The organism is Nocardia sp. NPDC058176 (assembly GCF_042883805.1).
Lineage (GTDB): Bacteria > Actinomycetota > Actinomycetes > Mycobacteriales > Mycobacteriaceae > Nocardia.
This window is the reverse complement of record NZ_JBHVVA010000001.1, coordinates 2,385,228-2,407,528: the sequence shown is the minus strand read 5'-3', so window position 1 is coordinate 2,407,528 and position 22,301 is coordinate 2,385,228. Positions and strand designations below refer to the sequence as shown.

The following is a 22,301-nucleotide window of genomic DNA, read 5'->3' as shown; positions in this document are numbered from 1 at the left end:
TGATTATGTCAGTGACTGTCGTTAATGTTCGGATCATGTTCGTGGCGCACCTCACATGGCCCGAGGCGGGCACATGGGCCGCCGAGGGAGTGATCCTGCTCATCCCGCTCGGCGCGACCGAGCAGCACGGCCCGCATCTGCCGCTGTCGACCGACAGCGACATCGCCGCGGCCCTGTGCGCGCGGGCCGCCGCCGAGCGCACCGATGTGCTCATCGCGCCGCCGGTGCCCTACGGCGCCAGCGGCGAGCACGCGGGATTCGCGGGCACGCTGTCGATCGGGCAGGCCGCGCTCGAGCTGCTGGTGGTGGAGCTGTGCCGCTCGGCCACCGACACCTTCTCGCGGATCGCGCTGGTCAACGGGCACGGCGGCAATATCGAGCCGCTGCGTCGCGCGGTCGAGCTGCTGCGCTCGGAATCGCGCGATGTGCGGCTGTTCTCGCCCGGCTACGGCGGCGATCCGCACGCGGGCCGGGCCGAGACCTCGCTGCAACTGGCGCTGGCGCCGCAGCGGGTGCGCGCCGAACTGGCCGAACCGGGCGACCGGCGCCCACTGCCCGAACTGCTGCCGCTGCTGCGCGCGGGCGGCGTGCGCGCGGTGAGCCCGAACGGAATTCTCGGTGACCCCACCGGGGCCTGCGCCGAGGAAGGTGCCGCGCTGCTGACCGCGGCGACCACCGCGTTGTTGAACGACCTGGGCCGATGGTGGCCACAGGATCATGAGGAAGGACCCCTTCGATGAATCCCTGGTTCGAGACCGTCGCCGAGGCGCAGCGTCGCGCCCGCAAGCGCCTGCCGAAATCGGTGTACGGCGCGCTGATCGCGGGCTCCGAACGCGGCCAGACCATCGAGGACAACCAGACCGCGTTCACCGAACTCGGCTTCGCCCCGCACTGCGCGGGCCCGATCGGCGAGCGCGACCAGTCCACCACCGTGCTCGGTCAGCACATCTCCATGCCGGTGCTCATCTCGCCGACCGGCGTGCAGGCGGTGCACCCCGACGGCGAGGTCGCCGTCGCCAGGGCAGCGGCCGCGCGCGGAATCGCGATGGGCCTGAGTTCGTTCGCCAGCAAGCCGGTCGAAGAGGTGATCGCGGCCAATCCGGCCACCTTCTTCCAGCTGTACTGGTGTGGCAACAAGGATCAGATCCTCGAGCGGATGGCCCGGGCGAAGCAGGCGGGCGCGGTGGGCCTGATCCTCACCCTGGACTGGTCGTTCTCGCACGGGCGCGACTGGGGCAGCCCGGTGATCCCGGAATCGCTGAACCTGCGCACCATGATGAAGTTCGCCCCGCAGACCCTGGCCCGCCCGCGCTGGCTGGGCACCTACCTGCGCTCGGGCTCCATTCCCGACCTCACCGCGCCCAACATGGCCGTCGGTGGCGGTGCGGCGCCCGGCTTCTTCGGCGCCTACGGCGAGTGGATGCAGACCCCCGCGCCGGACTGGGCCGATGTCGCCTGGATCTGTGATCAGTGGGACGGCCCGGTCCTGCTCAAGGGCGTCATGCGGGTCGACGACGCCCGGCGCGCGGTCGACGCGGGCGTGGCCGGTATCTCGGTGTCCAACCACGGTGGCAACAACCTCGACGGCACCCCCGCCGCCATCCGCGCCCTGCCGGTCCTGGCCGACGCGGTCGGTTCGGAGATCGAGGTCCTGCTCGACGGTGGCATCCGCCGCGGCAGCGATGTCGTCAAGGCCGTCGCCCTCGGCGCCCGCGCCGTCCTGATCGGCCGCGCCTACCTGTGGGGTCTGGCCGCCAACGGCCAGGCCGGTGTCGAGAACGTCCTCGACATCCTGCGCGGCGGCATCGACTCCGCCCTGCTCGGCCTGCGCAAGACCGCGGTCACCGAGCTCACCCGCGACGACATCGTCGTTCCCGCCGGATTCGAGCGGGCGCTGGGGGTGGATGCGGGGGAGAACCATTCCGGCAACCGGAATTTCACCACCAACGGAGAAGCCGTGGAAGTCGCTGTGCCCCACTAATATCGGCGTTCGGTCGCCACTTCTCGGCGGCCGGTACCGAAGGGGAGTTCGTGAGCGTGGTCGCGGGTCGGCGTAGTCGGGTCATGAAGTCGCGCAGTGTGTCCTGCGCACTGCCCGCGCTGGTGGCGGTGGCATTGGTCTCGGCGGGCTGTGGGTCCTCCGGCGCCCAGCACGCGGCAGCGCCGACCACGGTCACGACCACCTCGACGCCGCCGACCACGACCTCGCGGACGCCGACAACGACACGGCCGACCACAACGACATTGCCGACCACGACGTCAGCCGTGCCGACCACGAGTGCCGCGGGACAACCCACCGCGGTCGGGATCTGCGTGGACACCACCACGACGACCCGTGCCGTCGACGGCCTGTGCGACACCGCCGACGATCGGTACGCGAACTTCTGGTACCAGCACACGGACACGCTGGTGTACCCGGCGGTCGGGGCCGCCGTGGCACTGGCCGCCGGGAGTTTCCTCCGGCCGTCGGGCACGAGTGCCCGTGGCGTGCCGGTCGGCGGCGGCACCGTCGCGCGGGGTGGGCTCGGGCAGAGTCGCGCCGACTCCGGGGGCGGCTCCGGATCGTAGGTCGGCTCGAGTCCGAGGCGTCCGGCTCCGCGCGGTGTCGAACGAGGCTTCGGATCCGGCGTTCGGCCAGCGGCGCTCGGAGCCGACCTGCACCGGTACCGGGTGAAGCTCCGGAACGACCTGCGCTGCCGGGCTACGGCTGTGGCTTCACCCCGTGGCCTCGGCGCCGATCGTGGTTCCGGCACCGGCCGTGGCCTCGTCGGGTGGGGCCTCGGCGCCGACCGTGGTGTCAGCGTCGGCCGTGGCGTCCGAATGGGCCGTGGTGTCGGCACCGGCCGTGGCGTCGGAACGGACCGTGGTGTCGGCATCGACCGCCGGAGCGGGCGTGGCGGTGGTGTCGTCATCGCGGCTGTAGGTGGACGCGGCCGGGTCGGGTTCGCGTGCCGCCGGGCCGCAGTCGTGGGGGGCCGCGCGGTGATGGGTGATGAGCACGTCGTAGATCTCGGCCAGTGCCGCGAGTTGCTCGCGGTCGAGGACGTCGATCATGTGTCTTCGCACGCTGCGCACATGGGCGGGGGCCGCGGTGGTGAGCAGCTGGCCGCCCGCGGTGGTCAGCCGGGCGACGGTGCGGCGGGCGTCGTGGGGCATCGTCTCGCGGGTCACCAGTCCGCGTTTCTGCATGCGGGTGATCTGGTGTGAGAGCCGGCTCTGCGACCATTCCAGCGCGCCGGCCAGGTCGGCGAAGGTGAGGCGCTGACCTGGTGCGTCGGCCAGGTAGACCAGCACCGAGTACTCCACCCAGCTGAGGTTGGCGGTGCGGCCCGCGTCGCGTCCGATCGCCGCGGCGATCAGATCACGGGTCCGCACATAGCCCAGCCAGGCGCGCATTTCGACATCATCGAGCCACTGTGGATCGGTCACGATCGCGCTCCAGATTCTCGGTGCAAGCTTCGGTTTGCAACGGTGCACGCCCGCCACCGTCCACGGAGATGGGTAGCACCGTTTGTGTTGAACGTGCAACCTCGATCTTGGTTAAGGATAGTGCCGTACGGACATAGGGTTGCCTAATCGGGGGTGCCGCTGTGGGTGGTCGATAGGCTGCCGATGCTTTGTGACCAGCCCTGGTTGGCGCCGCGCGGATGTCGCGGTGTCCGCCCTGCCCGAAGGAGTGCGCTGTCGTGACCGCGCCGGAGTTCCGCTATTCCGATCTGCTGCCGATCGGCGCCGACGACACCCCGTACCGGCTGCTGTCGACGGAGGGGGTCAGCACCTTCGAGCACAACGGCCGGACCTTCCTGCAGGTCGAGCCCGAGGCCCTGCGGCTGCTCACCGAGACGGCGATCCACGACATCAGCCACTACCTGCGCCCCGCGCACCTGCGCCAGCTGCGCAAGATCATCGATGATCCCGAGTCCTCGGGTAACGACCGCTTCGTCGCGCTGGACCTGCTCAAGAACCTCAACATCTCCGCGGGCGGCGTGCTGCCCATGTGCCAGGACACCGGCACCGCGATCGTGATGGGCAAGAAGTCCGAGGGCGTGCTCACCGGCGTGGACGACGCCGAGTGGATCAGCCGTGGCGTGTTCGACGCCTACTCCACGCTGAACCTGCGCTACTCCCAGCTCGCCCCGATCACCATGTGGGACGAGAAGAACACCGGCTCCAACCTGCCCGCCCAGATCGAGCTGTACTCGACCGAGGGCACCCCCGACAATCCGGTCTACAAGTTCCTGTTCATGGCCAAGGGTGGCGGTTCGGCCAACAAGTCGTTCCTGTACCAGGAGACCAAGGCGGTCCTGAACCCCGAGCGCATGCTCGAGTTCCTCGACGAGAAGATCCGCTCGCTCGGTACCGCGGCCTGCCCGCCGTACCACCTCGCGGTGGTCATCGGCGGCACCAGTGCCGAATTCGCTTTGAAGACCGCGAAATACGCGTCCGCCCACTACCTGGACAACCTGCCCACCGAGGGCTCGATCACCGGGCACGCCTTCCGCGATCTCGAGCTCGAGGAAGAGGTCTTCCAGCTCACCCGCGAGTTCGGCATCGGCGCGCAGTTCGGCGGCAAGTACTTCTGCCACGACGTGCGCGTGGTGCGCCTGCCCCGCCACGGCGCCTCCTGCCCGGTCGCCATCGCGGTGTCGTGCTCGGCCGACCGCCAGGCCCTGGCCAAGATCACCAAGGACGGCATCTTCCTCGAGCAGCTGGAAACCGAACCGGCCCAGTACCTGCCGGAGCAGACCGCCGACATCCTCGGCGGTGACGTGGTGAAGATCGACCTCAACCGCCCGATGGACGAGATCCGCACCGAACTGTCGAAATACCCGGTGAAGACCCGCCTTTCGCTCACCGGCCCGCTGGTCGTGGCCCGCGACATCGCGCACGCCAAGATCAAGGAACGCCTCGACGCGGGCGAACCGATGCCGCAGTACCTGCGCGACATGGCCGTCTACTACGCGGGCCCGGCCAAGACCCCCGAGGGCTACGCCTCCGGCTCCTTCGGTCCCACCACCGCGGGCCGGATGGACTCCTACGTCGACCAGTTCCAGGCTGCGGGCGGCTCGATGATCATGCTCGCCAAGGGCAACCGCTCGGCCCAGGTCACCAAGGCCTGCCATGAGCACGGCGGCTTCTACCTCGGCTCCATCGGCGGCCCCGCCGCCCGCCTGGCCCTGGACTGCATCAAGAACGTCGAGGTCCTCGAATACCCCGAACTCGGCATGGAAGCCGTCTGGAAGATCGACGTCGAAGATTTTCCGGCCTTCATCGTCGTCGACGACAAGGGCAACGACTTCTTCGCCGAAACCTCCAAGCCCCTCGCCCTGCGCGTACGCACCCGCTCCAAAGAGCGCGTCTGACACGCTCCGCGTGACCTGGCCGGTGTCGCCGAATCGGCCGGTCGGGGTGTCGGCGGGCGGTTAGGGTGTCGCTCGACGGGTGCGGTGTCCCGGAGGGAGGTGTCCATGGCTACCACCGGGGTTCCGGGGAGCCGGGTGGCGCGCAGCGCGAAGCTGGGCGGGCTCGCAGCGGGGCAGGCGGTGCGTGGCGTGGGCCGGCGCCTGTCGATGATCGGGCGGACGGAGGAGGCCCGGCAGGTGCTCGCCGAGCGGTCGGCGATGACGGCCGCGCAGCAGATCGTCACGGTGCTCGGGAGCATGAAGGGCTCGGCGATGAAGCTGGGGCAGATGGCCTCGGTGCTGGACCTGGACTTCGTGCCCGAGGCGTATCGCGCCGAGTTCCGCCGCCAACTCGCTGCACTGCAGGACAAGGCGCCCGCGGTGGCGTTCCCGAAGATCCGGGGGGTGGTCGAGGAGGATCTCGGGCCGCTGGCGCGGACCTTCGCCGAATTCGACGAGACCCCGGTCGCGGCGGCCTCGATCGGCCAGGTGCACCGCGCCGTTCTGCACGACGGGCGCGTCGTCGCGGTCAAGGTGAAATATCCCGGGGTGGAGCGCGCGGTCCACGCCGACATCGGCAATCTGGAATTCCTCGGCAAGATGGGCCGATCGGTGCTGCCCAGCGTCGCCGACAGCGGCGTGCTCGAGGAGGTCGCCAACAACCTGCGCAGCGAACTGGACTACCTGCGCGAGGCGCGGACCCAGCATCGGGTGGCCCAGCGCTATCGCGGCCACCCGCTGGTCGTGGTTCCCGATGCCATCGCCGAGTACTGCACGCACAACGTGCTGGTGACCGAATTCGTCGACGCGCGACCGTTTTCGTACCTGCAGACCCTGCCCGACGCCGACCGTGACCGGTACGGCGAGCTCATCTACCGCTTCTACATCGGCACCCTGTTCGCCGAGTACGAATTCTGCGGTGATCCGCATCCGGGCAATGTGCTGTTGGCCGCCGACGGCAGGCTCGCCTTCGTCGACTTCGGGCTCTACAACCGGATGGACCCGGTGCACGTCGATTTCGAGCGTTCGTGTCTGCGCGCGGCCGCCGAGGGCCGTCCCGAGGACGTGTACGCGGCCTGGGTCGAGCGCGGCATCATCGACCCCGAGGCGGGCGTCACGGTCGAGGAGTGCCAGGCCTATGTCTGGGCGGTGACGGGCTGGCATCTGCTCGACGAGGAGGTCACGATCACCCCCGAACTGGCCACCGGCGCGGTACTGCTCGCTGTCGACCCGCGTTCGACGGAGTTCCAGGGCATGCACCGCCAGTTCCTGCCGCCCGAGCACATCTTCTCCCGCCGCGCCGACCTGTTCACCTTCGCCACCCTCGGCCAGCTCCGGGTCACGGCGAACTGGCATCTGCTGGCCAGGGAATGGCTCTACGGCGAGCCCGCGCAGACCGAGGTGGGCCGCGAGTTCGAGCAGTGGCGGGGCCGCTCGCGCTGACCGTCGCGAATCCCGCTCCGGCGCTGATCCACTCACCTCCGGCGCGCTGACCTGTGTCTACGTAATGCTGTAGTAGCTTGGTCGGCGACCGGCACCGGCGTGCGGAAGGAGCGAAGTGGGACGATCGGCCGACGGCTTCCGTGCCCGGACCCGCCCACTCGCCGTGCTGGTGGTTCTCGCCACGCTGTGCGCGCTGCTGATCGACTGCACCACAGCCGATCACGACGACCACCACATCGGGTCCGGCACCGTCGCGATGGTCACGGGTGTCGCCGATGTCGTGGTGCCCGATCACCCGCTGCCCGACCACTGCCTGCCCGATCTCGCGGCGCCGGACAGCGCGCTCGTCCTGCTGTCCGTCCTCGTCGCGATCCTGCTCGTCCTCGTGGTGGCCTGGGGGCTGCCCGCGCTCGCCGGTCGTGGACCGCCGCGCGCCGTCGTGTGGTCGCGTCCCGGGCGCGACATCCTCACGCATTTCTGTATCTGCCGACGCTGACCGGTCAGCGACAGGCCTGCCCGGACGGCAGGCCGGTGTCCGCGTGCCCGTGCTCGTCCGTGCCGCCGTCCGCGGCGGCCGACTCAGGAAGCGACAGACATGCAGGAATTCGTGCTCGACAGGACCGCTCGCGCCATCGCCGACCGGCCACACGACCTCGTCGGCAACACCCCGGTGATGTGGGTGGGTGCGCCGTTGGCCGGACCCGACCGGGGGTTCTGGGCCAAGCTGGAAGGATTCAATCCGGGCGGGATGAAGGACCGCCCCGCCCTGCACATGGTGCGCCGCGCCGAGCAGCGCGGCGAGCTGGTGCCCGGCGCCCGGATCGTCGAATCCAGCAGCGGCACTTTCGGTCTCGGTCTCGCACTGGCGGGACTGGTGTACGACCACCCGGTGACGGTGGTGACCGATCCGGGCCTCGAGCCCATCGTGGACCGCATGCTGACCGCGTTCGGCGCGCGGGTCGACCGGGTGGAACGGCCGCATCCGGTGGGCGGCTGGCAGCAGGCCCGCCGCGAGCACGTCGCCGCGGCGCTGGCCGCCGATCCCACGGCCTGGTGCCCCGACCAGTACAGCAACCCCGACGCCCCCGACGGCTACGCGAGCCTGGCGCAGGAGCTGATCGAGCAGCTCGGCCGGGTCGACGTGCTGGTGTGCGCGGTCGGCACCGGTGGCCACTCCGCCGGGGTCGCGAGCCACCTGCGCGGGCACCACCCCGACCTGCGGCTGATCGGAGTCGACACGGTGGCCTCGACCATCTTCGGGCAACCGGCGGGCCCACGGCTGATGCGCGGGCTCGGCTCCAGCATCCGGCCCGCCAATGTCGACTATCGCGCGTTCGACGAGGTCCACTGGGTCGCGCCGGCCGAAGCCGTCTGGGCCTGCCGCACCCTGGCCGCGACGCACTACGCCACCGGCGGCTGGAGCGTCGGCGCGGTCGCGCTGGTGGCGGGCTGGGCCGCGCGCACCGCCGCGCCGAGCACCCGGATCGCCGCGGTGTTCCCCGACGGCCCGCACCGCTACTTCGACACCGTGTACAACGACACCTACTGCGGCGAACACGGGCTGCTCACCGGGCCGCCGCCGCGCGAACCCGCCGTCATCGCGCATCCAGGGGAGCGGGTCGTCGAGACCTGGACCCGCTGCCCGGTCGTGGTCGATCCGGCGGCGGCCGGTCCGGTGGTCGCATGAGAACGCTGCGTGCCTTCGCCGGGTTCGACCTGCCCGCCCGGCTGCTGATGATCAACCAGTTCGGCATCAATCTCGGCTTCTACATGCTGATGCCCTATCTGGCCGGGTATCTGGCGGGACCGCTCGGCCTGGCGGCCTGGGCGATCGGGCTGGTACTCGGCGTGCGGAACTTCTCTCAGCAGGGCATGTTCCTGCTCGGCGGGACATTGGCCGACCGGCTCGGGTACAAACCGCTGATCGTGGCCGGATGTCTGCTGCGCACTGCGGGTTTCGCCGCGCTGGTGGTGGCCACGTCGCTGCCGATGCTGCTGATCGCCTCCGCCGCAACGGGTTTCGCCGGTGCGTTGTTCAATCCGGCCGTGCGCGCCTATCTCGCCGCCGAGGCGGGTGAGCGGCGGGTGGAGGCCTTCGCGGTGTTCAACGTGTTCTATCAGGCGGGCATCCTGGCCGGTCCGCTCGTCGGTATCGCCCTGCTGGGCCTGGATTTCCGGTGGGTCGCGGCCGTGGCCGCGGTGGTGTTCGCGGTGCTCACCGTGGCGCAGCTGTGCGCGCTGCCGCAGCGCCGCGGGGTCGGCAACGGTGGCTCGGTGCTGGCCGACTGGCGCGCGATCGCGGGCAATCGGCGGTTCCTCGCCTTCGCCGTCGCGATGGGCGGATCGTATGTGCTGTCGTTCCAGGTGTATCTGGCGCTGCCGCTGCAGGCGGAGTTCGTCGCCGGTGCGGGCGGGGCACAGGCGTTGACAGCGGCGGTGTTCGTGCTCTCGGGCGTGGTCGCCATCGCCGGGCAATGGCGGATCACCGCCTGGTTCCGGCGGCGGTGGGGGACCGAGCGCGGGCTGGTCGTCGGGCTCGGGGTGCTCGCCGCGGCGTTCCTGCCGCTGGCGCTCGTGCCGGGACCGGACGGGGTCGGGCCGGTGGTCGCGGCGGGCGCCCTGCTGGTCTCGGCCGCGGTGCTCGCGCTGGGCACGGCGGCGGTGTTCCCGTTCGAGATGGACACCGTGGTCGCGATGGCCGACGGGAAGCTGGTGGCCACCCACTACGGCTTCTACAACACCATCGTCGGGGTGGCGATCCTGGCGGGGAACCTGGCCACCGGTGCGGTGCTCGGGGTGGCCAGGGCCGCGGGCGCGGACCGGCTGGTGTGGCTGGGCATCCTGCTGATCGGCGTGCTGACCGCGGTCGCGGTGGGGCGCGCGCTGCGGCCCGACAGGGGACGCCATCGTCGGCGTTCGGCGCTACCCGCCTACACCGCGGCGCCCGGACGCTGGCCCGTGCGCACGGAGCGGGAACCGGATCGGCCGCGGGGCGCGACCCGGGAGCTGGTCGATAGAATCCGCGCATGACCACTGTGCTCGGCCGCGCGGCCGACCGGACGCTGGTGACGTTGACGGCCGCGATGGTGCTGACCGCCGTGGCCGGTGGCCTCGCCGGTGCCCACCCCGGCGGTACCGACCTGCTCGAGCAGTCGCAGTCCGCCGCGGGCACCGAGGGCCTCGACCCCGCGCTGGCGGCGGCCTACACCCTGGCCGAGCAGCAGGCGCGCGCCGAGGGCGTGCCACTGTCGATCACCTCGGGGTACCGCACCTACGAGCAGCAGCAATGGCTGTGGCAGGACGGCCTCGCCACCTACGGCAGCCCCGAGGAGACGCGCCGCTGGGTCCTGCCGCCGGAGGAGTCGACCCACGTCTCCGGACGCGCGATCGACGTCGGGCCGCAGGTGGGCGCGCAGTGGCTGGAGACCAACGGCAACCGCTGGGGTCTGTGCCGGACTTTCGACAACGAGTGGTGGCATTTCGAGCTGGTCACCGCGCCCGGCGCACCGTGCCCACCACGCGTGCCCGACGCCAGCCTCCGCTGACCCTCCGGGCCGGTGTCTGACGTGTGCCGGCGCGGGGTCGGATCATGGTGACTCCGACTCCGCGCCGGCGTTGGCGGATTGTGGGGACTTTGACGCCGCGCTGACAGGGCCGGACAGTGTGGAGCTTTGGGCGGCGGACCATAGGGCTTTGGCGTTGCGCGGGTGGCGCCGGACCGTGGGAGCTCCGGCGCTGCGCTGGCGCGCCTTCGGTGCGCGGTCGACCCGCGCACCGAAGCGGCTCGCGCCCTAGCGCAGTGCGGCGAAGAACGCGCGGATGTCGGCGACGTGGGCGGCCGGTTCCTCCATGGCGACGAAGTGGTTGCCCGGGTTCTCCTCGGGCCAGTGCGTGATCTTGTTGTCCCGCTCGGCCAGCTTGCGCATGAGCGGCGACCCACCGCCGTAGACGCCGGTCGGCACGAGATTCTGGCCGATGGGCCAGCCGAAACCGCCGTCGCGCAACCCGTTGTACATCGGCCATGACGAGCTACCCGTGGTCTGGGTGAACCAGTACAGGGCCACATTGGTGAGGATGTGGTCGCGGTCGATCACGTCCTCGGCCAGGTCGGCCATTGGCGTGAACTCCTGGAACTTCTGCAGGATCCAGGCCAGCAGCGCCACCGGTGAATCGTTCCAGCCCAGCGCGAAGGTCTGCGGGGCGGCCTTCAGCAAGGCGTGATGGTCGACCCCGCCGGTCATCCACTGCTGCATCTCGGCCCACTGGGCCTGGTCCTCGGCCGACATCGTCGGCACGTCGGCCTCGCTCGGCATGCCGATCCCGCCGTCGAGGTGCACGCCGATCACGTGCTCGGGGGCGGCCAGGGCCAGCTCCGGCGCGATGTAGGCGCCGAGATCGCCGCCCTGGGTGCCGTAGCGGTCGTAGCCGAGCCGGTCCATGAGGGTGGCCCACATCCGGGCCACCTTCGCTGTCGACATCCCGGTCTCGGTGGGTGCGGCGGAGAAGGCGAAGCCGGGCACCGAGGGGATCACCACGTGGAAGGCGAGGGCGGGGTCGAGGCCGTGGGCGCGGGGATCGGTGAGCGGGCCGATGGTGCGGGTGAACTCGACGAACGAGTTCGGCCAGCCGTGGGTGAGCAGCAGCGGCACCGCGTCGGGCTCGGGGGAGCGGACGTGGACGAAGTGCACGTCGAGACCGTCGATCTCGGTCAGGAACTGCGGGAACGCGTTGAGCGCCGCTTCCTGTGCGCGCCAGTCGAATTCGCTCGCCCAGTACTGCGCCACCTCGCGCAGGTACGCGGTCGGCACGCCTCGGTCCCAGCCCTCGCCCGGCAGCTGTGCCGCCCAGCGCGCCCTGCTGAGCCGGTCGGTCAGATCGTCGATGTCGGCCTGCGGGATGTCGATGCGGAAGGGGCGGATGCTGCTCATGGGGCGAACTCCTCGATCTCGTGGTCGGTGTGATTTCGACTCTATGAGCCATGTAGGACAGTTTCGGTCCTAGATGTGCGAGAGAATCGAAATCATGACCGACACCGCCGCCCGCCTGCTCCGTTTGCTCTCCCTGCTGCAGATGCCGCGCGAGTGGCCGGGCAGCGAGCTGGCCGATCGGCTCGGCGTCACCGATCGCACGGTCCGCCGCGATGTCGACCGCTTGCGTGAGCTCGGCTATCCGGTGGTCGCGGCGATGGGCGCGACCGGGGGCTATCGCCTCACCGCGGGTTCGGCGCTGCCGCCACTGGTGCTCGACGAGGAGGAGGCCGTCGCGGTGGCCGTCGGCCTGCGGGTGGCGACCGGTCAGGCCGTCGCGGGCATCGAGGACGCCTCGGTCCGCGCGCTGACCAAACTCGAACAGGTGCTGCCCGCCAAGCTGCGCAGGCGGGTGCGGGTGGTCGGCGGCGCCGTCGCGGTGCGTGTGGGCGAGGGCCCGACGGTCGACCCCGAGGTGCTCACCACGCTCGCCGCGGCCGTGAGCAATCGCGAACGCCTGCGCTTCGGCTACCGGGACGGGGCGGGCACCGAGTCCCGGCGCCATGCGGAACCGGTCGGCGTGGTCGCCTCCGGCAGGCGCTGGTACCTGGTCGCCTACGACCTCGACCGCGACGGATGGCGCAGCTACCGGGCCGACCGGATCGCCGCGCCACAGCCCACCGGCGCCCGCATCGTCGCCAGGGAACTGCCCGCCGCCGACGCGGCCGACTACGTCGCGGGCCGTCGAACCGATTGGGGCACACCGGAATACCGGGCCGAGGTATCCATCGATGCCCCCATCGGCCGCGTCGCCGGTCGCCTCGGCGCCGAACCCGGCAGCCTCGTTCCTGACGGCGACACCGCCTGCCGCCTGGTAGGCACCCGCGACGACGACCCCGAATGGCTTGCGGTCCAGCTGATGTCGCTGGGTGTGCGCTTCCGCATCCACGACTCCCCGGAATTGACCGCCTGTTTGCGCCGACTGTCGGCCCGCCTCGCCGAGGCTCTCGACGCATGACAACACCCCAGCCGAAGCTGGACCGTTGATCACCAGGGCCTGGTGGCGGCATCGACCACTTGAATCCACCCGAGAAGCGAACGCCACCAGCTCCCGGTGATCACTGGTCCAGCTTCGGCGGGTCCAGCTTCGGCTGGGGCGGCTCGTCGTGCGTATGCGGGCTTCGGCGCGCGGGCTAGAGGCGCCCGGTGTCCTTGAGGACTCGGCGGGACTGGGCGAAGAGCATGCCGACGTTGACCGTCTTGCGGCACACCACGACCACGACGAGGTCGTCGCGGCTCTCGGCGCGCAGGAACAGGTGGGTGAGGTTGTTGGAGTTGACCAGGATCTCCTGGAAGTAGTGCTCGTCGCTGCGGATGCCGCGGCGCTCCTTCCAGATGTCCTCGATCATCACCACATTGCGGCCCTGGAACAGGTCGAGGGTGGCGGCGGCGAGCAGGTCGAGGACCTCCGGCGGATGGTTGTCGACGGTCTCCACCGACAGCAGCATGCCGGTCGACATGTCGATGACGCCCGCGGCGACGCAGTCGGGCACTTCGGTGCGCAGGGATTTGACCAGGCCGCCGAGCCGTTCGGTCATGGTGGCGGGGGCGGTGTTGTTGGTGTTCACGTGATCCTCTCGGTGCGCCGTGGGGCGCAGTGCTCGTCCACGGCGATCGTGGACGGGGGAGCGGCCTGCGGTGGGCGTGGCCGCAGGGTGTCGTTGATGCCGCTGGCGCCACGACGGCGCCGCGGCAGGGCGGGATCGACCGTGCCCGGCCGGGTGGCCGGTCTCCGGTCGACCGGTGGGGCGGGCACGGTGAGGTGTCCGGTGGCGAGCAGCCGGCCGACCTCGACGGTCACCGGATAGAGCGGGCGGCCCAGCAGGAACGCCAGATCGCGGCAGCTGCGGGTGCCATCGGCCAGGCGCAGGATCTCGGCCGTGACGCCGTCGGCACGGTCGCGCTCGGCTTGCCCGAAAGCGGTGCGCACCAACAGGTTCCGGTAGGGCGAGAATCCCGCATTGGCCAGCGCGGCGAGGCGGCGTTCGGTCTCGGCCAGCAGCCACTGTGGTTCGTAGCCGGGGTCGTCCTCGCCGAGGACCTGCGGGTCGGCGTCGATCCAGTGGCAGCGGTCGATCCAGCCCGCCGCGATCGCGAACGCGCCGTCGACGGTCGCCGTCATCCGCAGCAGGCGCAGACGCGCGGCGCCGAGCGGTCGATCACCGGCCTGCTGATCGAATCCCGGTGCGCCACCGGTGGTCACGGCGACGATCCGGCCGTCGACGAAGCGGAGATCACCGCCCGGCTCGCCGGTGATCCGCAGGATCCCGGTGAAGCGGCCCGCGTCGGCCTCGGCGAGTGCCGACTCGAGCGGGCGGGTGGTGTCCCGCAGGGGGACGGGGAGCTGCATGGTGGTCACATCCCGCGGTCGGCAAGGGAGGGTGGGCGCCGGTTCGACACAATGGCGACTCCGGCGCAGACGGGCCAGCAACGGCCATGCGGCCATTCCGGTGAATATCTCCGGCACCTTCATCGGGCTGGACGGCCGAGTTCGCCAGCGAACTCAGCGCATCGAGACGTGCGGTAGTGGCGCCGGGCGCTCACCCGTCGGCGAACCGCCCGACGCGATACCGGAAACCTGTCGGTGCACAGGCGACGAGAGGTGGTGATTGTGTCGATATCTCACGACGTTCCCCTGAAAATTGCTGACGCGTGCGGACTTTCCCGCACCCTGACCGTGGCGGACCGACCGTGTCGGTGTCGTCGCGTGAGCGAAATCCTGACAGCACTGTGGATTTCGAGCAACCGATTCCGGGAAATTCGATTCGGTATTCTTTCGCAGAAATCAACCGGTCGGTCTGTGGTCTCCGGCAATTGCCTGGCCACCCTGCTTTCCGCGCCAGGGGACGCGTCAAGTCAGGTTGGCGGCAGCGGGGTTTCAGCCGACCGGAGCGGGTGTGCCGGGCATGCCCTCCAGGGTGAGTCCGCCCTCGATGGTGTTCGGGACACGACGCCGGTTGGGTGAGCCGAGTGCGGTGGTGAGATCGCCGCCGTCGTGCTCGGCGAGCAGTTCACCGCTGTCCCACACCAGCAGGGTGGCGCTGACGGTGTTCTCCGCGGTCGAGTGGGCCAGGTCGTAGTGGGCGCAGCCGGGGACGTGACCGTAGGTGATCCACAGGTCGTAGCCGGTCATGAACAGGTCGAGGTCGAATTGCACGCTCAGGCCGAGCAATTCGCTGCGGCCGTTGTCGTCGACGCCGGCGAAGGCCTCGTCCAGGGCCAGCAGGCGCGGGGCCTGCGGGTCGGCCGAATCGAGCATGACGTGCGCCGCGGCGAAGAGCGGAAGGTGCAGCGAGACCGACTGTTCGCCGCCCGAGAGGGCGCTGTGGCGGGCCACGGTGAGTTTGTCCTCGGTGCCGTCACCGGAGATGAGGGTGAACGAGAACACCCGCCAGATGCGGTAATCGAGGGTGGCGGCCAGGATCTCGGGGTAGGAGCGCTCGGGATGGGCGGCGCGGGCAGCGCGGATCTCGGCGGCGAAATGCGCGCGGACCGCGCCGAGATCCTCCGGGCTCAAAGCGGCGGTGTCGCGATCGAGCAGCTTGCACATGGCGCGCGCGGCCTCGGACAGGCCGTCGGCCAGGATCCAGTGCACGCCGATGGTGTTGCCCGAGGACATCCGGCGCTGCTTCATCTCCGCGCCCATCCGGGAGATGAGTTCGCGGGCATCGGTGGTGCGTTCGTGGATCTGCTGGGCCAGGCCGGTGAGCAGGGCGTCTTCGAGGATGCGGCGTTCGGCGTCGGTGAGCAGCAGTTCCTGATCGCGGCGGGCGGCGTCGATGCGGGCGGCGAAATCGGCGAGGGCGGCCTGGCCGTTCTCGTCGTGTACGGCCACCACGGTGAGCCCGTCGGCGGCGTCCCAGTGCAGGCGGTAGTCGCGGCCCGATGCGGTGAGCGCGGCGTCGAATTCCTGCAGCGCGCTGGTCACCGCCGAGCGGGTGGACTTGCGTCCGGCCTCGGTGGCGCGGACCTGCGTGGTCGCGGCGTCGAGGTCGGCGAACAGGGCGGACACCTCCTCGGGCAGCACGACCGGATCGGTCTCCGGGCCCGCGGCGACGATGCGGTACTGCAGTTGCTCCGGGGTCGACCAGGCGGCATCGCTGCTGGGCCACCGGTGTTCGACCGAGGCGCCGAGCAGGCTCAGCAGATCGGGCCGGGCGTACGGGGCCAGCGACCGGACCTCGGCCATGACCTCGGTGAGTGCGGTGGCCAGTGCCTCGTTGGCAGTGCGATACGCGGCCTCGGCATCACCGACCGCCTCGATCGCGGAGTTCGCGGCCTTGCGGGCGGCCCGCTGCTCGGCCTTGGCGGCCTCGATGGCGGCCCGCGCCTGATCGAGTTCGCGATCGATGTCGGCGGCACTGGCACCCAAGGCCTCACGCAGCGTCTCGAGCTTGCGCTGCTGCTCGGTGTACCCGAGCCGGGCGGCCTCGGCCTCCTCGGCGAACGCCTCGGCCAGGGCGCGGGCCTCGTCGTGCCGGTCGGCGCCCTCGCGTTCGCGCTCGCGTTCCCGCTCGTGCTCGGCCCGTAGCCGCAGCAGCCCGGTGCCGGTGTTCTCGAAGTGCCGGATCGCCGCGGCCAGCGCGTCGAGTTCCCGTGCCTCACGCGGAGTTCGGTGCGCCTGTGCGGCCGCGCGCAGCTTCTTGTCCTGCGCGGCGACCTCGGCCACCGCCTGGTCGAGTTCGCGTTCGGCTTGCGTGGCGGCCTCCACACGCGAGCGCATCAGACCCGCGGTCTCGGCGACCGCCCGCAGCGCCGACGTGACCGCCACCGGACGCGGCAGTGCCTTCGCCGCGGCGGACAACGCGGCCAATTCCGCAGTGGCCCCGGCCTCTTCGGCCTTCGCCACCTCGAACTCGCCCACCGCAGTCTCGATGGCTGCCTCGATCTCGGCAAGCCGCGACTCGCGCCTGCGCGCCCTGGCAGTGGCACCGAGGAACTCGGCCTCCGGCTTGTGGTGTCGACCGACGAGGATGCCGGTCCGGAAGGCGCCGGTGGTGCCGATGCTGACGGGGGGTGCGGGTGGGGCAGTCAGCGCCGCCAGTTCGACGCCGGATACGGCGGACTCGTCGGTGCCGTTGCCCGCACCGCTTGTAGATGCGCTGGTCGGCGCATCGTGCAGGGCGATGGAAGCGAGCACTGCGGCGACGGTGTCGGTGGGGACGGCCAGCTCGGGGGAGTCCTCTTCGACTACGAGGACATCGGCGAGGGTGCGGCCGGTGGGGCGTTGGTCGACAGGGAGGGGGAGGAGGAAGTGGTCGGAGGCCACGTCGGTGGGCAGGGTCGGGCCGCAGATCCAGCTGTCGAGCAGGCCGCTGGACTGTAAGGCCGCTTCGATTCCCGCCGCCTCGGTGGGGGAGACCGAATCCGCGAAGCGGACCAGGCGCCACAGCGGTGCGCCGGGAAGTCCTTCGCGCACACCGGTTCTCGCGGGATGCGGCGGGGGAGCGTCGTCGTGCTGGGCGGCGATCTGCTTCCGCTCGGCGGTGAGGGCGTCGCGACGTGCGGACGCGGTGGCGGCGCGGGTGCGGGCTTCCTGGCGGCGGGTACGGATCTGCTCCTGCAGCGGTTCGCAGTACTCGGCCAGCACCTCCGGCGCGGACGGGATGTCCTCGACGCCGACCCCGGCGATGGCCGCGTCGAGTGCCTCGAACAATCCCCTGGTCGAGTGGTCCTGGCCGACAGCGGTATCACGGGCCTGCCGAGAGCGCGGCTTGCTGCCCGAGGGTTCCGCGATCGGATCGGCGTTCGCGGTGGTCGCCGAGCTGTCGGGGCCGGTCGCCTTTCCGGTGCGCGCAGTGCCCAGTTGGTCAGCTGTCGAGCCGTTGGCACGAGCTGACTGTGCCGTGGTCGCGGCGGCGTCTTGGCTGTGCACCGAATGCGCGAGATCGGTGTTCGGTGTTGATCGGCCGTCGGTCGGCGCATCGCCCGGCTGTGCAACTGCCGCGAAAACCTCGGAGTGTGTGTTCCACCAGGTGCGCAGGGCGGCGGCGGATTCGCTGCGGGCCAGGGTGACGGCGGCTTCGGCGTGGGCGACTTCGGCGGCGGCGGATTCGCGCAGTTCGATCGCGCGTTCGGCGAGGCGTTCGGCGCGGGTGCGGTCGGCGGCGGCGGATTCCCACTTGCCCACTGCTTTTCGGACCGCGCGGACGTCGGCGTCGCGTTCCTCGGCGTGGCCGCGCACGGCGGTGGTGAACTGGTCGCCGCGGCCCTCGGCCGAGGGTGCGACCCACTCGATGCCCGCTTCCTCGGCGGCGGCCCGCAGGGAGTCCTCGCCCCGGACCAGGGCGGCGGCGGCCGTGCGGACGGTCTCGGCGGCGCGTTCGGCTTCCTCGGCGCGGCGCTGCAGGGTCTGGCCGGCTTCGGCGGCCTTGTCGCGGTGGGCGGCGGCGGAGGTCTCCAGGCGGCGCACGGCGTCGGCGAGGTCGTCGAGTTGCTGTTTACCCTCGTAGGCGCTGGAGCGCTGCAGGTTCTCGCGGTCGGCGATGGCCTGCTCGTAGGCGTGGTCGGCCTCCTCGGCCCTGGCCTCGGCCGCGGTGCGGTCGGTCTCGCGGCGGGTGCGCAGGGCGGTCGCGGCGAACAGCGCGGTCGAGGCATTGGTGACCGCGTCGAGGCGGGTGCGGACCTGGTCGACATCGGTCTTCGCCTGCACGGCAAGGTATTTGCGGTAGACATCGACGAATCGGCGGGTCGCGGTGTCGGCCTGGACGAGTCCGTCGAGCGTGCGCCCGACCTCCTCCATATCGCTGAACGAGCGGGCCGCGTCGAGGATGAGCTGTTCGTCGAGCGGCCGCAGACCGTCGGTGAGCGCCTGCGAGAGTCCGCGCGGGTCGAGGTTCTTGGCGAGCTGGGGGCGGCGCAGGGTGAGGATCAGGTTGATCAGCTGGTCGTAGCGCTGCACTCCGAGCCCGAACATGCGCGCGTCGATCGCGGCGCGGTACTCCACCGGCCGGTCGACGATGGCGTCGCTGCCGATCTGCTCGGCCAGCTGCTTGCGGGTCAGCGGGCGATCGTCGGGACCGATGAGGGAGAAGTCGACCCCCGCGCGGCCATCGGCCACGAAATACCAGCGGGTCACCTTGTCCGAGGAGCGGGTGGCGCGCATTCCGATTCCGACGGTGACCACCTCGGGGTCGTCCCAGCCGCCGCGCGCGAACTCCATCCACACATACGAGTACGCCGATTCCTGCTTGCGATACAGCAGATTCGACTTCATGGTGCGTTCTTCACCGGCGAACGGATTGAGCCTGCGCGGTTCGATCCGCCCGTCGAGGACGAACGGGAACAGCACCTCGAGCGCCTTGGTCTTGCCGGACCCGTTGGGTCCGCGCAGCACCAGGCGGCCGTCGGCGAAGCAGAACTCCTGGTCGCGGTAGTCCCAGAGGTTGACGATGCCCGCGCGGGTCGGGACGAACCGCACTCCGCCGTGAATGAGCGTCATCTGTTCAGTTCCCTCCCGCTCCGGTGCCGCCGGTCTCGGCGGCGGTGACGAACAATTCCTCGGCCCGGCGGACCCGCACGGTGACCACCGCGCCCCGGTACCTGGCCAGCGCGGGCAGCACCAGCAGCCCGTCCTCGACCGGCCGGATCAGCCGCAGCCGGGCCAGCAGGGCGAGCACCTCGGTGGTGAGCGCGCCGACATCGGCCTGCCACTGCGCGGCGAAGGTCGCGCCGTACCGATCGGTCAGCGCGCTGACGGTGCCGCGCACCCAGGTCTCGTCGAGGAACGGATAGGTGAGCGGTTCCGCGTCCACGGATTCCGCGTCGGCATCGGCGGCCTCGAGGATCTCGGCGTCCTCGGCCAGCGGGACGAAAACGCCCGCCTCGGGGATGGCCGCGTCGAGCTGATCGAGCAGCAGGTCCTCGGCCGCGGCGACATCGGGCCGGTGTGGCACCGGATGATCGATGTCGAGCACGACATCGGCGATCTCACCGATCAACAGCAGCGCCACCTGGGCGAGGGTGCCGGTGCCGGGGAACCTGGTGTCGGACAGCCGCCCCGAGGTGTCGATGAGCGCGACGCCTTCGGCCCGGCGTTCGGCGCGCAGGCCCGTGCAGTACTCGACCTCGGCGATCACCCGATCCTGGCCGAGCAGCGCCTGTTCGGCAGGCGAGAGCTCCGCGAGATAGACGACGGGCCGCTCCACCAGCGCGCGCCGCACCCGGCGGGCCTGATCGGCCGGCGTCTGCTCGGCGTCGTCGGCGAGCAGGCCGCGCACGGTGTGCAGGTGTTGCAGCGCGCGCGGCGGACGGAACAGCGCGAACACCACCGGACGGTCGATGTCGTAGAGCGCCTCGCCCGCCTCCGGATCGCTGGCCCAGCCGCCCGCGTCACCATCGGCCAAGGTCAGCGCACCGCGCGCGCCCAGCCAGCCGACCGCGTCGACGAACGCGTCCCGATCGGCGGCCCGCTCGGTCGACAGGTCCAGCCCGTCGATCCGGCTCGCGTAATCGGCCACGTGCTCGGCCAATTCGGACAGCGTGATCTGGTCACCCGCCCGGCCGAGCGCCGCCAAGGCCAGCGACAGATAGGCATAGCGACGACGATCGAAGACCCGGTCGTTCACGCTGCGCGCGGGCCTGCCGTCATCGAGCCGATCGTGCACCGGATAGAGCCGGGCCGTGGTCTCGGTGACCTCGAGGCGATAGCCGAACAGTTCGGCCAGGTCCTCGCGCAATTCCGTGGCCCATCGCCGGATCAGCGGCAGCGCGATCCGGTCGGGATAGACCCGGGTGACCAGGTGATTGGCCAGCATCACCCGGGCCGCGCGCTGATAGCTGTCCAGGGCGAGGGCGTCGATGCGGCGCTGCTGCCTCATCGGGCCGCACCCCGGCGGACCGCGGCGCGCACCTCGAGGCGCCGGTTGTTCAGGTGCAGCAGTCCGGCCGCGGTACGGATCACGGTCGACCCGTCGCACGGGCGCACGGTCAGCGTCACCCCGTTGTCCGAACCCGTTGTGCCGTCGACGGTTCCGCTGACCGGCACCCACGCGGTCGAGGCGGCGTCGAGCAGCCGCAACAGCACCTCGGTCTCGCGCTCGTCGAGCACCCGCTCGTGCACGGCGCCGGTGGCCAGCGACGCGGCCGCCGCGGCCCGTTCGCGCTGGGCCGCCAGCTGCGCCTCGCGCAACCGGCGCACACCCGCGTCGTTGCGCGCGATCCGCGCCGGTGCGCCCGCGGTGGGCGCGCGACCGGTCTCGGCGAGGGTGCGCGAGATCTCCAACGGTGGTGCGTCCCACCAGGATCGGCTCGTCGGGATCAATTCGGCGTCGGGATGTTCCAGGGCCAGATGGCGCGGCCTGCCCAGGCCGAACACCGCGTCGTAGAGGGCGTGCGCGCTGCCCGCGGTCGGAGTGTCGACGAACCACGCGGCCAGGTGACGCAGCGCGGACTCACGGCTCACGCCGCCCCGTCGGGTCTCGGTGACGCGCCGCAGCAGCGACAGCACGGCCGCGATCGCGCTCATCGTCGCCTCACGCAGCCGGTCGGCCTCGCACGACTCACTCGATTCGCCGCCCGCCGCGACGAACCAGGTACGCAGCCCGTCCCAGCGCGAGCGCCAGTCGGCCTCGCGTTCGGCCGGGCTCACCAGCACCCGCTCGTCACAGCCCGCCGCCCGGCGGATCAACTGCTCGACACCGGTGTCCTCGACCTCGCCGATCGCCGCCGCCAGGCGCGGGGCGAACCGGGCCAGGTCCATGCTGAACTCGCGCATGTGCGCCAGCAGCGCGTCCTTGTGCGCGAGAAAGGACTCCGGCGTGATCTCGGTGGTGCGCACCAGATCGCCCAGCGACAGGTAGAAATGCGCGGCGCGGGCCGCCATGTCGGTCAGCGCGGCGTCGAGCCTGCGCAGCGTCGTGTAGACCCGCTCGGCATCGCCGTCACGATTGGCCGCGGCCAGGGTGCGCAGGTCGGCGAGCAGTTCGGGCAGGACCAGCCGCGACAGCGAGGCGTCGTCCATCCGGGCCGCCAGCACCCCGGCCACCGCCCGGTACGCCTGGAAGCCCGCCTGCGCGAACTGGTAGACGTAGTGCCGGTTGCGGTACTCGGCCAGGGTGGCCGCGCGGGTGCCGTCGTAGCTGCGTTCGAGCACACCCCAGCGGTGCAGCTGCTCGAGCAGCGGGCCGATCTCGACCGCGGGCAGCGGCACCCCCGCCACCCCGTCGCCGTGCGCGGCGCTCTCGGCCCTGGCGATCCACTCGGCGACGTCGTCGGCGTGCAACAACACCACGTAGGCGGCGCGAGCGCTGTCGAAGGCGCGCAGTACCCGCAGGTAGTCGGCGCGCTTCTCGGCGGTCGCGAACGAGAACAACCGCAGACGCTCGTCCCACAGGGCGGGTACGGCGCTGGGCAGGCCGTCGGCGGAGTCGGTCACCGTAGAGAGGGTAGTGGTGGCCACCGACGACTCCGCCGGACCCGTCCCGGATCG

General features: G+C 71.0%; 18 protein-coding genes. 10 read left to right on the top strand and 8 right to left on the bottom strand.

Going from position 1 to position 22,301, the window contains the following annotated elements:
* The first annotated feature begins 35 nt into the window (after nucleotides 1-35).
* Together mftE and mftD are read left to right on the top strand one after the other, a co-directional pair.
* The gene (gene mftE / locus ACFVVM_RS11210; RefSeq protein ID WP_387616171.1) at nucleotides 36-740 is read left to right on the top strand and encodes a mycofactocin biosynthesis peptidyl-dipeptidase MftE; all 705 of its coding nucleotides are present in this window, start codon (nucleotides 36-38) and stop codon (nucleotides 738-740) included.
* Nucleotides 737-1,981, top strand: a complete 1,245-nt coding sequence (gene mftD / locus ACFVVM_RS11205) for a pre-mycofactocin synthase MftD (RefSeq protein ID WP_387616168.1) — start codon at nucleotides 737-739, stop codon at nucleotides 1,979-1,981. The genes mftE and mftD overlap by 4 nt, the downstream gene beginning before the upstream one ends.
* Here the strand turns inward: mftD and ACFVVM_RS11200 are convergent.
* Nucleotides 1,938-2,321, bottom strand: a complete 384-nt coding sequence (locus tag ACFVVM_RS11200) for a hypothetical protein (RefSeq protein ID WP_387616165.1) — start codon at nucleotides 2,319-2,321, stop codon at nucleotides 1,938-1,940. The two genes, mftD and ACFVVM_RS11200, sit on opposite strands and share 44 nt — an antisense overlap.
* Here ACFVVM_RS11200 and ACFVVM_RS11195 point away from each other — a divergent pair.
* Nucleotides 2,314-2,568, top strand: a complete 255-nt coding sequence (locus tag ACFVVM_RS11195; RefSeq protein ID WP_387616162.1) for a hypothetical protein — start codon at nucleotides 2,314-2,316, stop codon at nucleotides 2,566-2,568. The genes ACFVVM_RS11200 and ACFVVM_RS11195 overlap by 8 nt on opposite strands.
* Before the next feature lie 147 nt (nucleotides 2,569-2,715).
* Here the strand turns inward: ACFVVM_RS11195 and ACFVVM_RS11190 are convergent, their stop codons facing one another.
* Nucleotides 2,716-3,429, bottom strand: coding sequence for a MarR family winged helix-turn-helix transcriptional regulator (locus ACFVVM_RS11190; protein WP_387616159.1), 714 nt, complete (start codon nucleotides 3,427-3,429; stop codon nucleotides 2,716-2,718).
* 218 nt (nucleotides 3,430-3,647) lie between these two features.
* Here ACFVVM_RS11190 and ACFVVM_RS11185 point away from each other — a divergent pair, with 218 nt between their 5' ends.
* The 6 genes from ACFVVM_RS11185 to ACFVVM_RS11160 all read left to right on the top strand — a co-directional run bounded on the left by ACFVVM_RS11185 (nucleotide 3,648) and on the right by ACFVVM_RS11160 (nucleotide 10,390).
* Nucleotides 3,648-5,363 (top strand): fumarate hydratase, encoded by a 1,716-nt coding sequence (locus ACFVVM_RS11185; protein ID WP_387616156.1) that lies wholly within the window; start codon nucleotides 3,648-3,650, stop codon nucleotides 5,361-5,363.
* 105 nt (nucleotides 5,364-5,468) lie between these two features.
* Nucleotides 5,469-6,845 (top strand): ABC1 kinase family protein, encoded by a 1,377-nt coding sequence (locus tag ACFVVM_RS11180; RefSeq protein ID WP_387616153.1) that lies wholly within the window; start codon nucleotides 5,469-5,471, stop codon nucleotides 6,843-6,845.
* Between the two features lie 115 nt (nucleotides 6,846-6,960).
* A complete protein-coding gene (locus tag ACFVVM_RS11175; protein ID WP_387616151.1) occupies nucleotides 6,961-7,341 on the top strand; it encodes a hypothetical protein in 381 nt (126 codons plus the stop codon).
* Between the two features lie 99 nt (nucleotides 7,342-7,440).
* Nucleotides 7,441-8,532, top strand: coding sequence for a PLP-dependent cysteine synthase family protein (locus ACFVVM_RS11170; RefSeq protein WP_387616148.1), 1,092 nt, complete (start codon nucleotides 7,441-7,443; stop codon nucleotides 8,530-8,532).
* On the top strand, nucleotides 8,529-9,875 hold the full coding sequence (locus ACFVVM_RS11165) for an MFS transporter (RefSeq protein ID WP_387616146.1): 1,347 nt from the start codon (nucleotides 8,529-8,531) through the stop codon (nucleotides 9,873-9,875). The genes ACFVVM_RS11170 and ACFVVM_RS11165 overlap by 4 nt, the downstream gene beginning before the upstream one ends.
* Nucleotides 9,872-10,390: a M15 family metallopeptidase gene (locus tag ACFVVM_RS11160; RefSeq protein ID WP_387616143.1), complete on the top strand. Its 519-nt coding sequence runs from the start codon at nucleotides 9,872-9,874 to the stop codon at nucleotides 10,388-10,390. Before ACFVVM_RS11165 ends, ACFVVM_RS11160 begins: the two co-directional genes overlap by 4 nt.
* 246 nt (nucleotides 10,391-10,636) lie before the next feature.
* Here ACFVVM_RS11160 and ACFVVM_RS11155 read toward each other — a convergent pair whose 3' ends face one another.
* The gene (locus ACFVVM_RS11155) at nucleotides 10,637-11,773 is read right to left on the bottom strand and encodes an epoxide hydrolase family protein (RefSeq protein ID WP_387616140.1); all 1,137 of its coding nucleotides are present in this window, start codon (nucleotides 11,771-11,773) and stop codon (nucleotides 10,637-10,639) included.
* A 94-nt stretch (nucleotides 11,774-11,867) separates the two neighbouring features.
* Between ACFVVM_RS11155 and ACFVVM_RS11150 the strand changes: the two genes are divergently transcribed.
* The gene (locus ACFVVM_RS11150; protein WP_387616137.1) at nucleotides 11,868-12,830 is read left to right on the top strand and encodes a helix-turn-helix transcriptional regulator; all 963 of its coding nucleotides are present in this window, start codon (nucleotides 11,868-11,870) and stop codon (nucleotides 12,828-12,830) included.
* Between the two features lie 175 nt (nucleotides 12,831-13,005).
* On the opposite strand, the gene ACFVVM_RS11145 is transcribed toward ACFVVM_RS11150, so the two are convergent.
* The 5 genes from ACFVVM_RS11145 to ACFVVM_RS11125 all read right to left on the bottom strand — a co-directional run bounded on the left by ACFVVM_RS11145 (nucleotide 13,006) and on the right by ACFVVM_RS11125 (nucleotide 22,247).
* A complete protein-coding gene (locus ACFVVM_RS11145) occupies nucleotides 13,006-13,440 on the bottom strand; it encodes a hypothetical protein (RefSeq protein WP_387616134.1) in 435 nt (144 codons plus the stop codon).
* The gene (locus tag ACFVVM_RS11140; protein WP_387616131.1) at nucleotides 13,437-14,222 is read right to left on the bottom strand and encodes a hypothetical protein; all 786 of its coding nucleotides are present in this window, start codon (nucleotides 14,220-14,222) and stop codon (nucleotides 13,437-13,439) included. Before ACFVVM_RS11140 ends, ACFVVM_RS11145 begins: the two co-directional genes overlap by 4 nt.
* A gap of 528 nt (nucleotides 14,223-14,750) precedes the next feature.
* A complete protein-coding gene (locus tag ACFVVM_RS11135; RefSeq protein ID WP_387616128.1) occupies nucleotides 14,751-19,313 on the bottom strand; it encodes an SbcC/MukB-like Walker B domain-containing protein in 4,563 nt (1,520 codons plus the stop codon).
* A gap of 4 nt (nucleotides 19,314-19,317) precedes the next feature.
* Complete coding sequence (locus ACFVVM_RS11130) at nucleotides 19,318-20,691, bottom strand: DUF2398 family protein (RefSeq protein WP_387616125.1); 1,374 nt, start codon at nucleotides 20,689-20,691, stop codon at nucleotides 19,318-19,320.
* Nucleotides 20,688-22,247 (bottom strand): TIGR02677 family protein, encoded by a 1,560-nt coding sequence (locus tag ACFVVM_RS11125; RefSeq protein ID WP_387616122.1) that lies wholly within the window; start codon nucleotides 22,245-22,247, stop codon nucleotides 20,688-20,690. The genes ACFVVM_RS11130 and ACFVVM_RS11125 overlap by 4 nt, the downstream gene beginning before the upstream one ends.
* Between the last annotated feature and the right edge of the window lie 54 nt (nucleotides 22,248-22,301).

Excerpts from the sequence above, each read along its gene's own strand:
- mftE (WP_387616171.1), top strand. The coding sequence starts at position 36 with ATGTTCGTGGCGCACCTCACATGGCCCGAGGCGGGCACATGGGCCGCC.
- mftD (WP_387616168.1), top strand. The coding sequence starts at position 737 with ATGAATCCCTGGTTCGAGACCGTCGCCGAGGCGCAGCGTCGCGCCCGC.
- ACFVVM_RS11185 (WP_387616156.1), top strand. The coding sequence starts at position 3,648 with ATGTCGCGGTGTCCGCCCTGCCCGAAGGAGTGCGCTGTCGTGACCGCG.
- ACFVVM_RS11180 (WP_387616153.1), top strand. The coding sequence starts at position 5,469 with ATGGCTACCACCGGGGTTCCGGGGAGCCGGGTGGCGCGCAGCGCGAAG.
- ACFVVM_RS11170 (WP_387616148.1), top strand. The coding sequence starts at position 7,441 with ATGCAGGAATTCGTGCTCGACAGGACCGCTCGCGCCATCGCCGACCGG.
- ACFVVM_RS11165 (WP_387616146.1), top strand. The coding sequence starts at position 8,529 with ATGAGAACGCTGCGTGCCTTCGCCGGGTTCGACCTGCCCGCCCGGCTG.
- ACFVVM_RS11160 (WP_387616143.1), top strand. The coding sequence starts at position 9,872 with ATGACCACTGTGCTCGGCCGCGCGGCCGACCGGACGCTGGTGACGTTG.
- ACFVVM_RS11155 (WP_387616140.1), bottom strand. The coding sequence starts at position 11,773 with ATGAGCAGCATCCGCCCCTTCCGCATCGACATCCCGCAGGCCGACATC.
- ACFVVM_RS11150 (WP_387616137.1), top strand. The coding sequence starts at position 11,868 with ATGACCGACACCGCCGCCCGCCTGCTCCGTTTGCTCTCCCTGCTGCAG.
- ACFVVM_RS11140 (WP_387616131.1), bottom strand. The coding sequence starts at position 14,222 with ATGCAGCTCCCCGTCCCCCTGCGGGACACCACCCGCCCGCTCGAGTCG.
- ACFVVM_RS11135 (WP_387616128.1), bottom strand. The coding sequence starts at position 19,313 with ATGACGCTCATTCACGGCGGAGTGCGGTTCGTCCCGACCCGCGCGGGC.
- ACFVVM_RS11130 (WP_387616125.1), bottom strand. The coding sequence starts at position 20,691 with ATGAGGCAGCAGCGCCGCATCGACGCCCTCGCCCTGGACAGCTATCAG.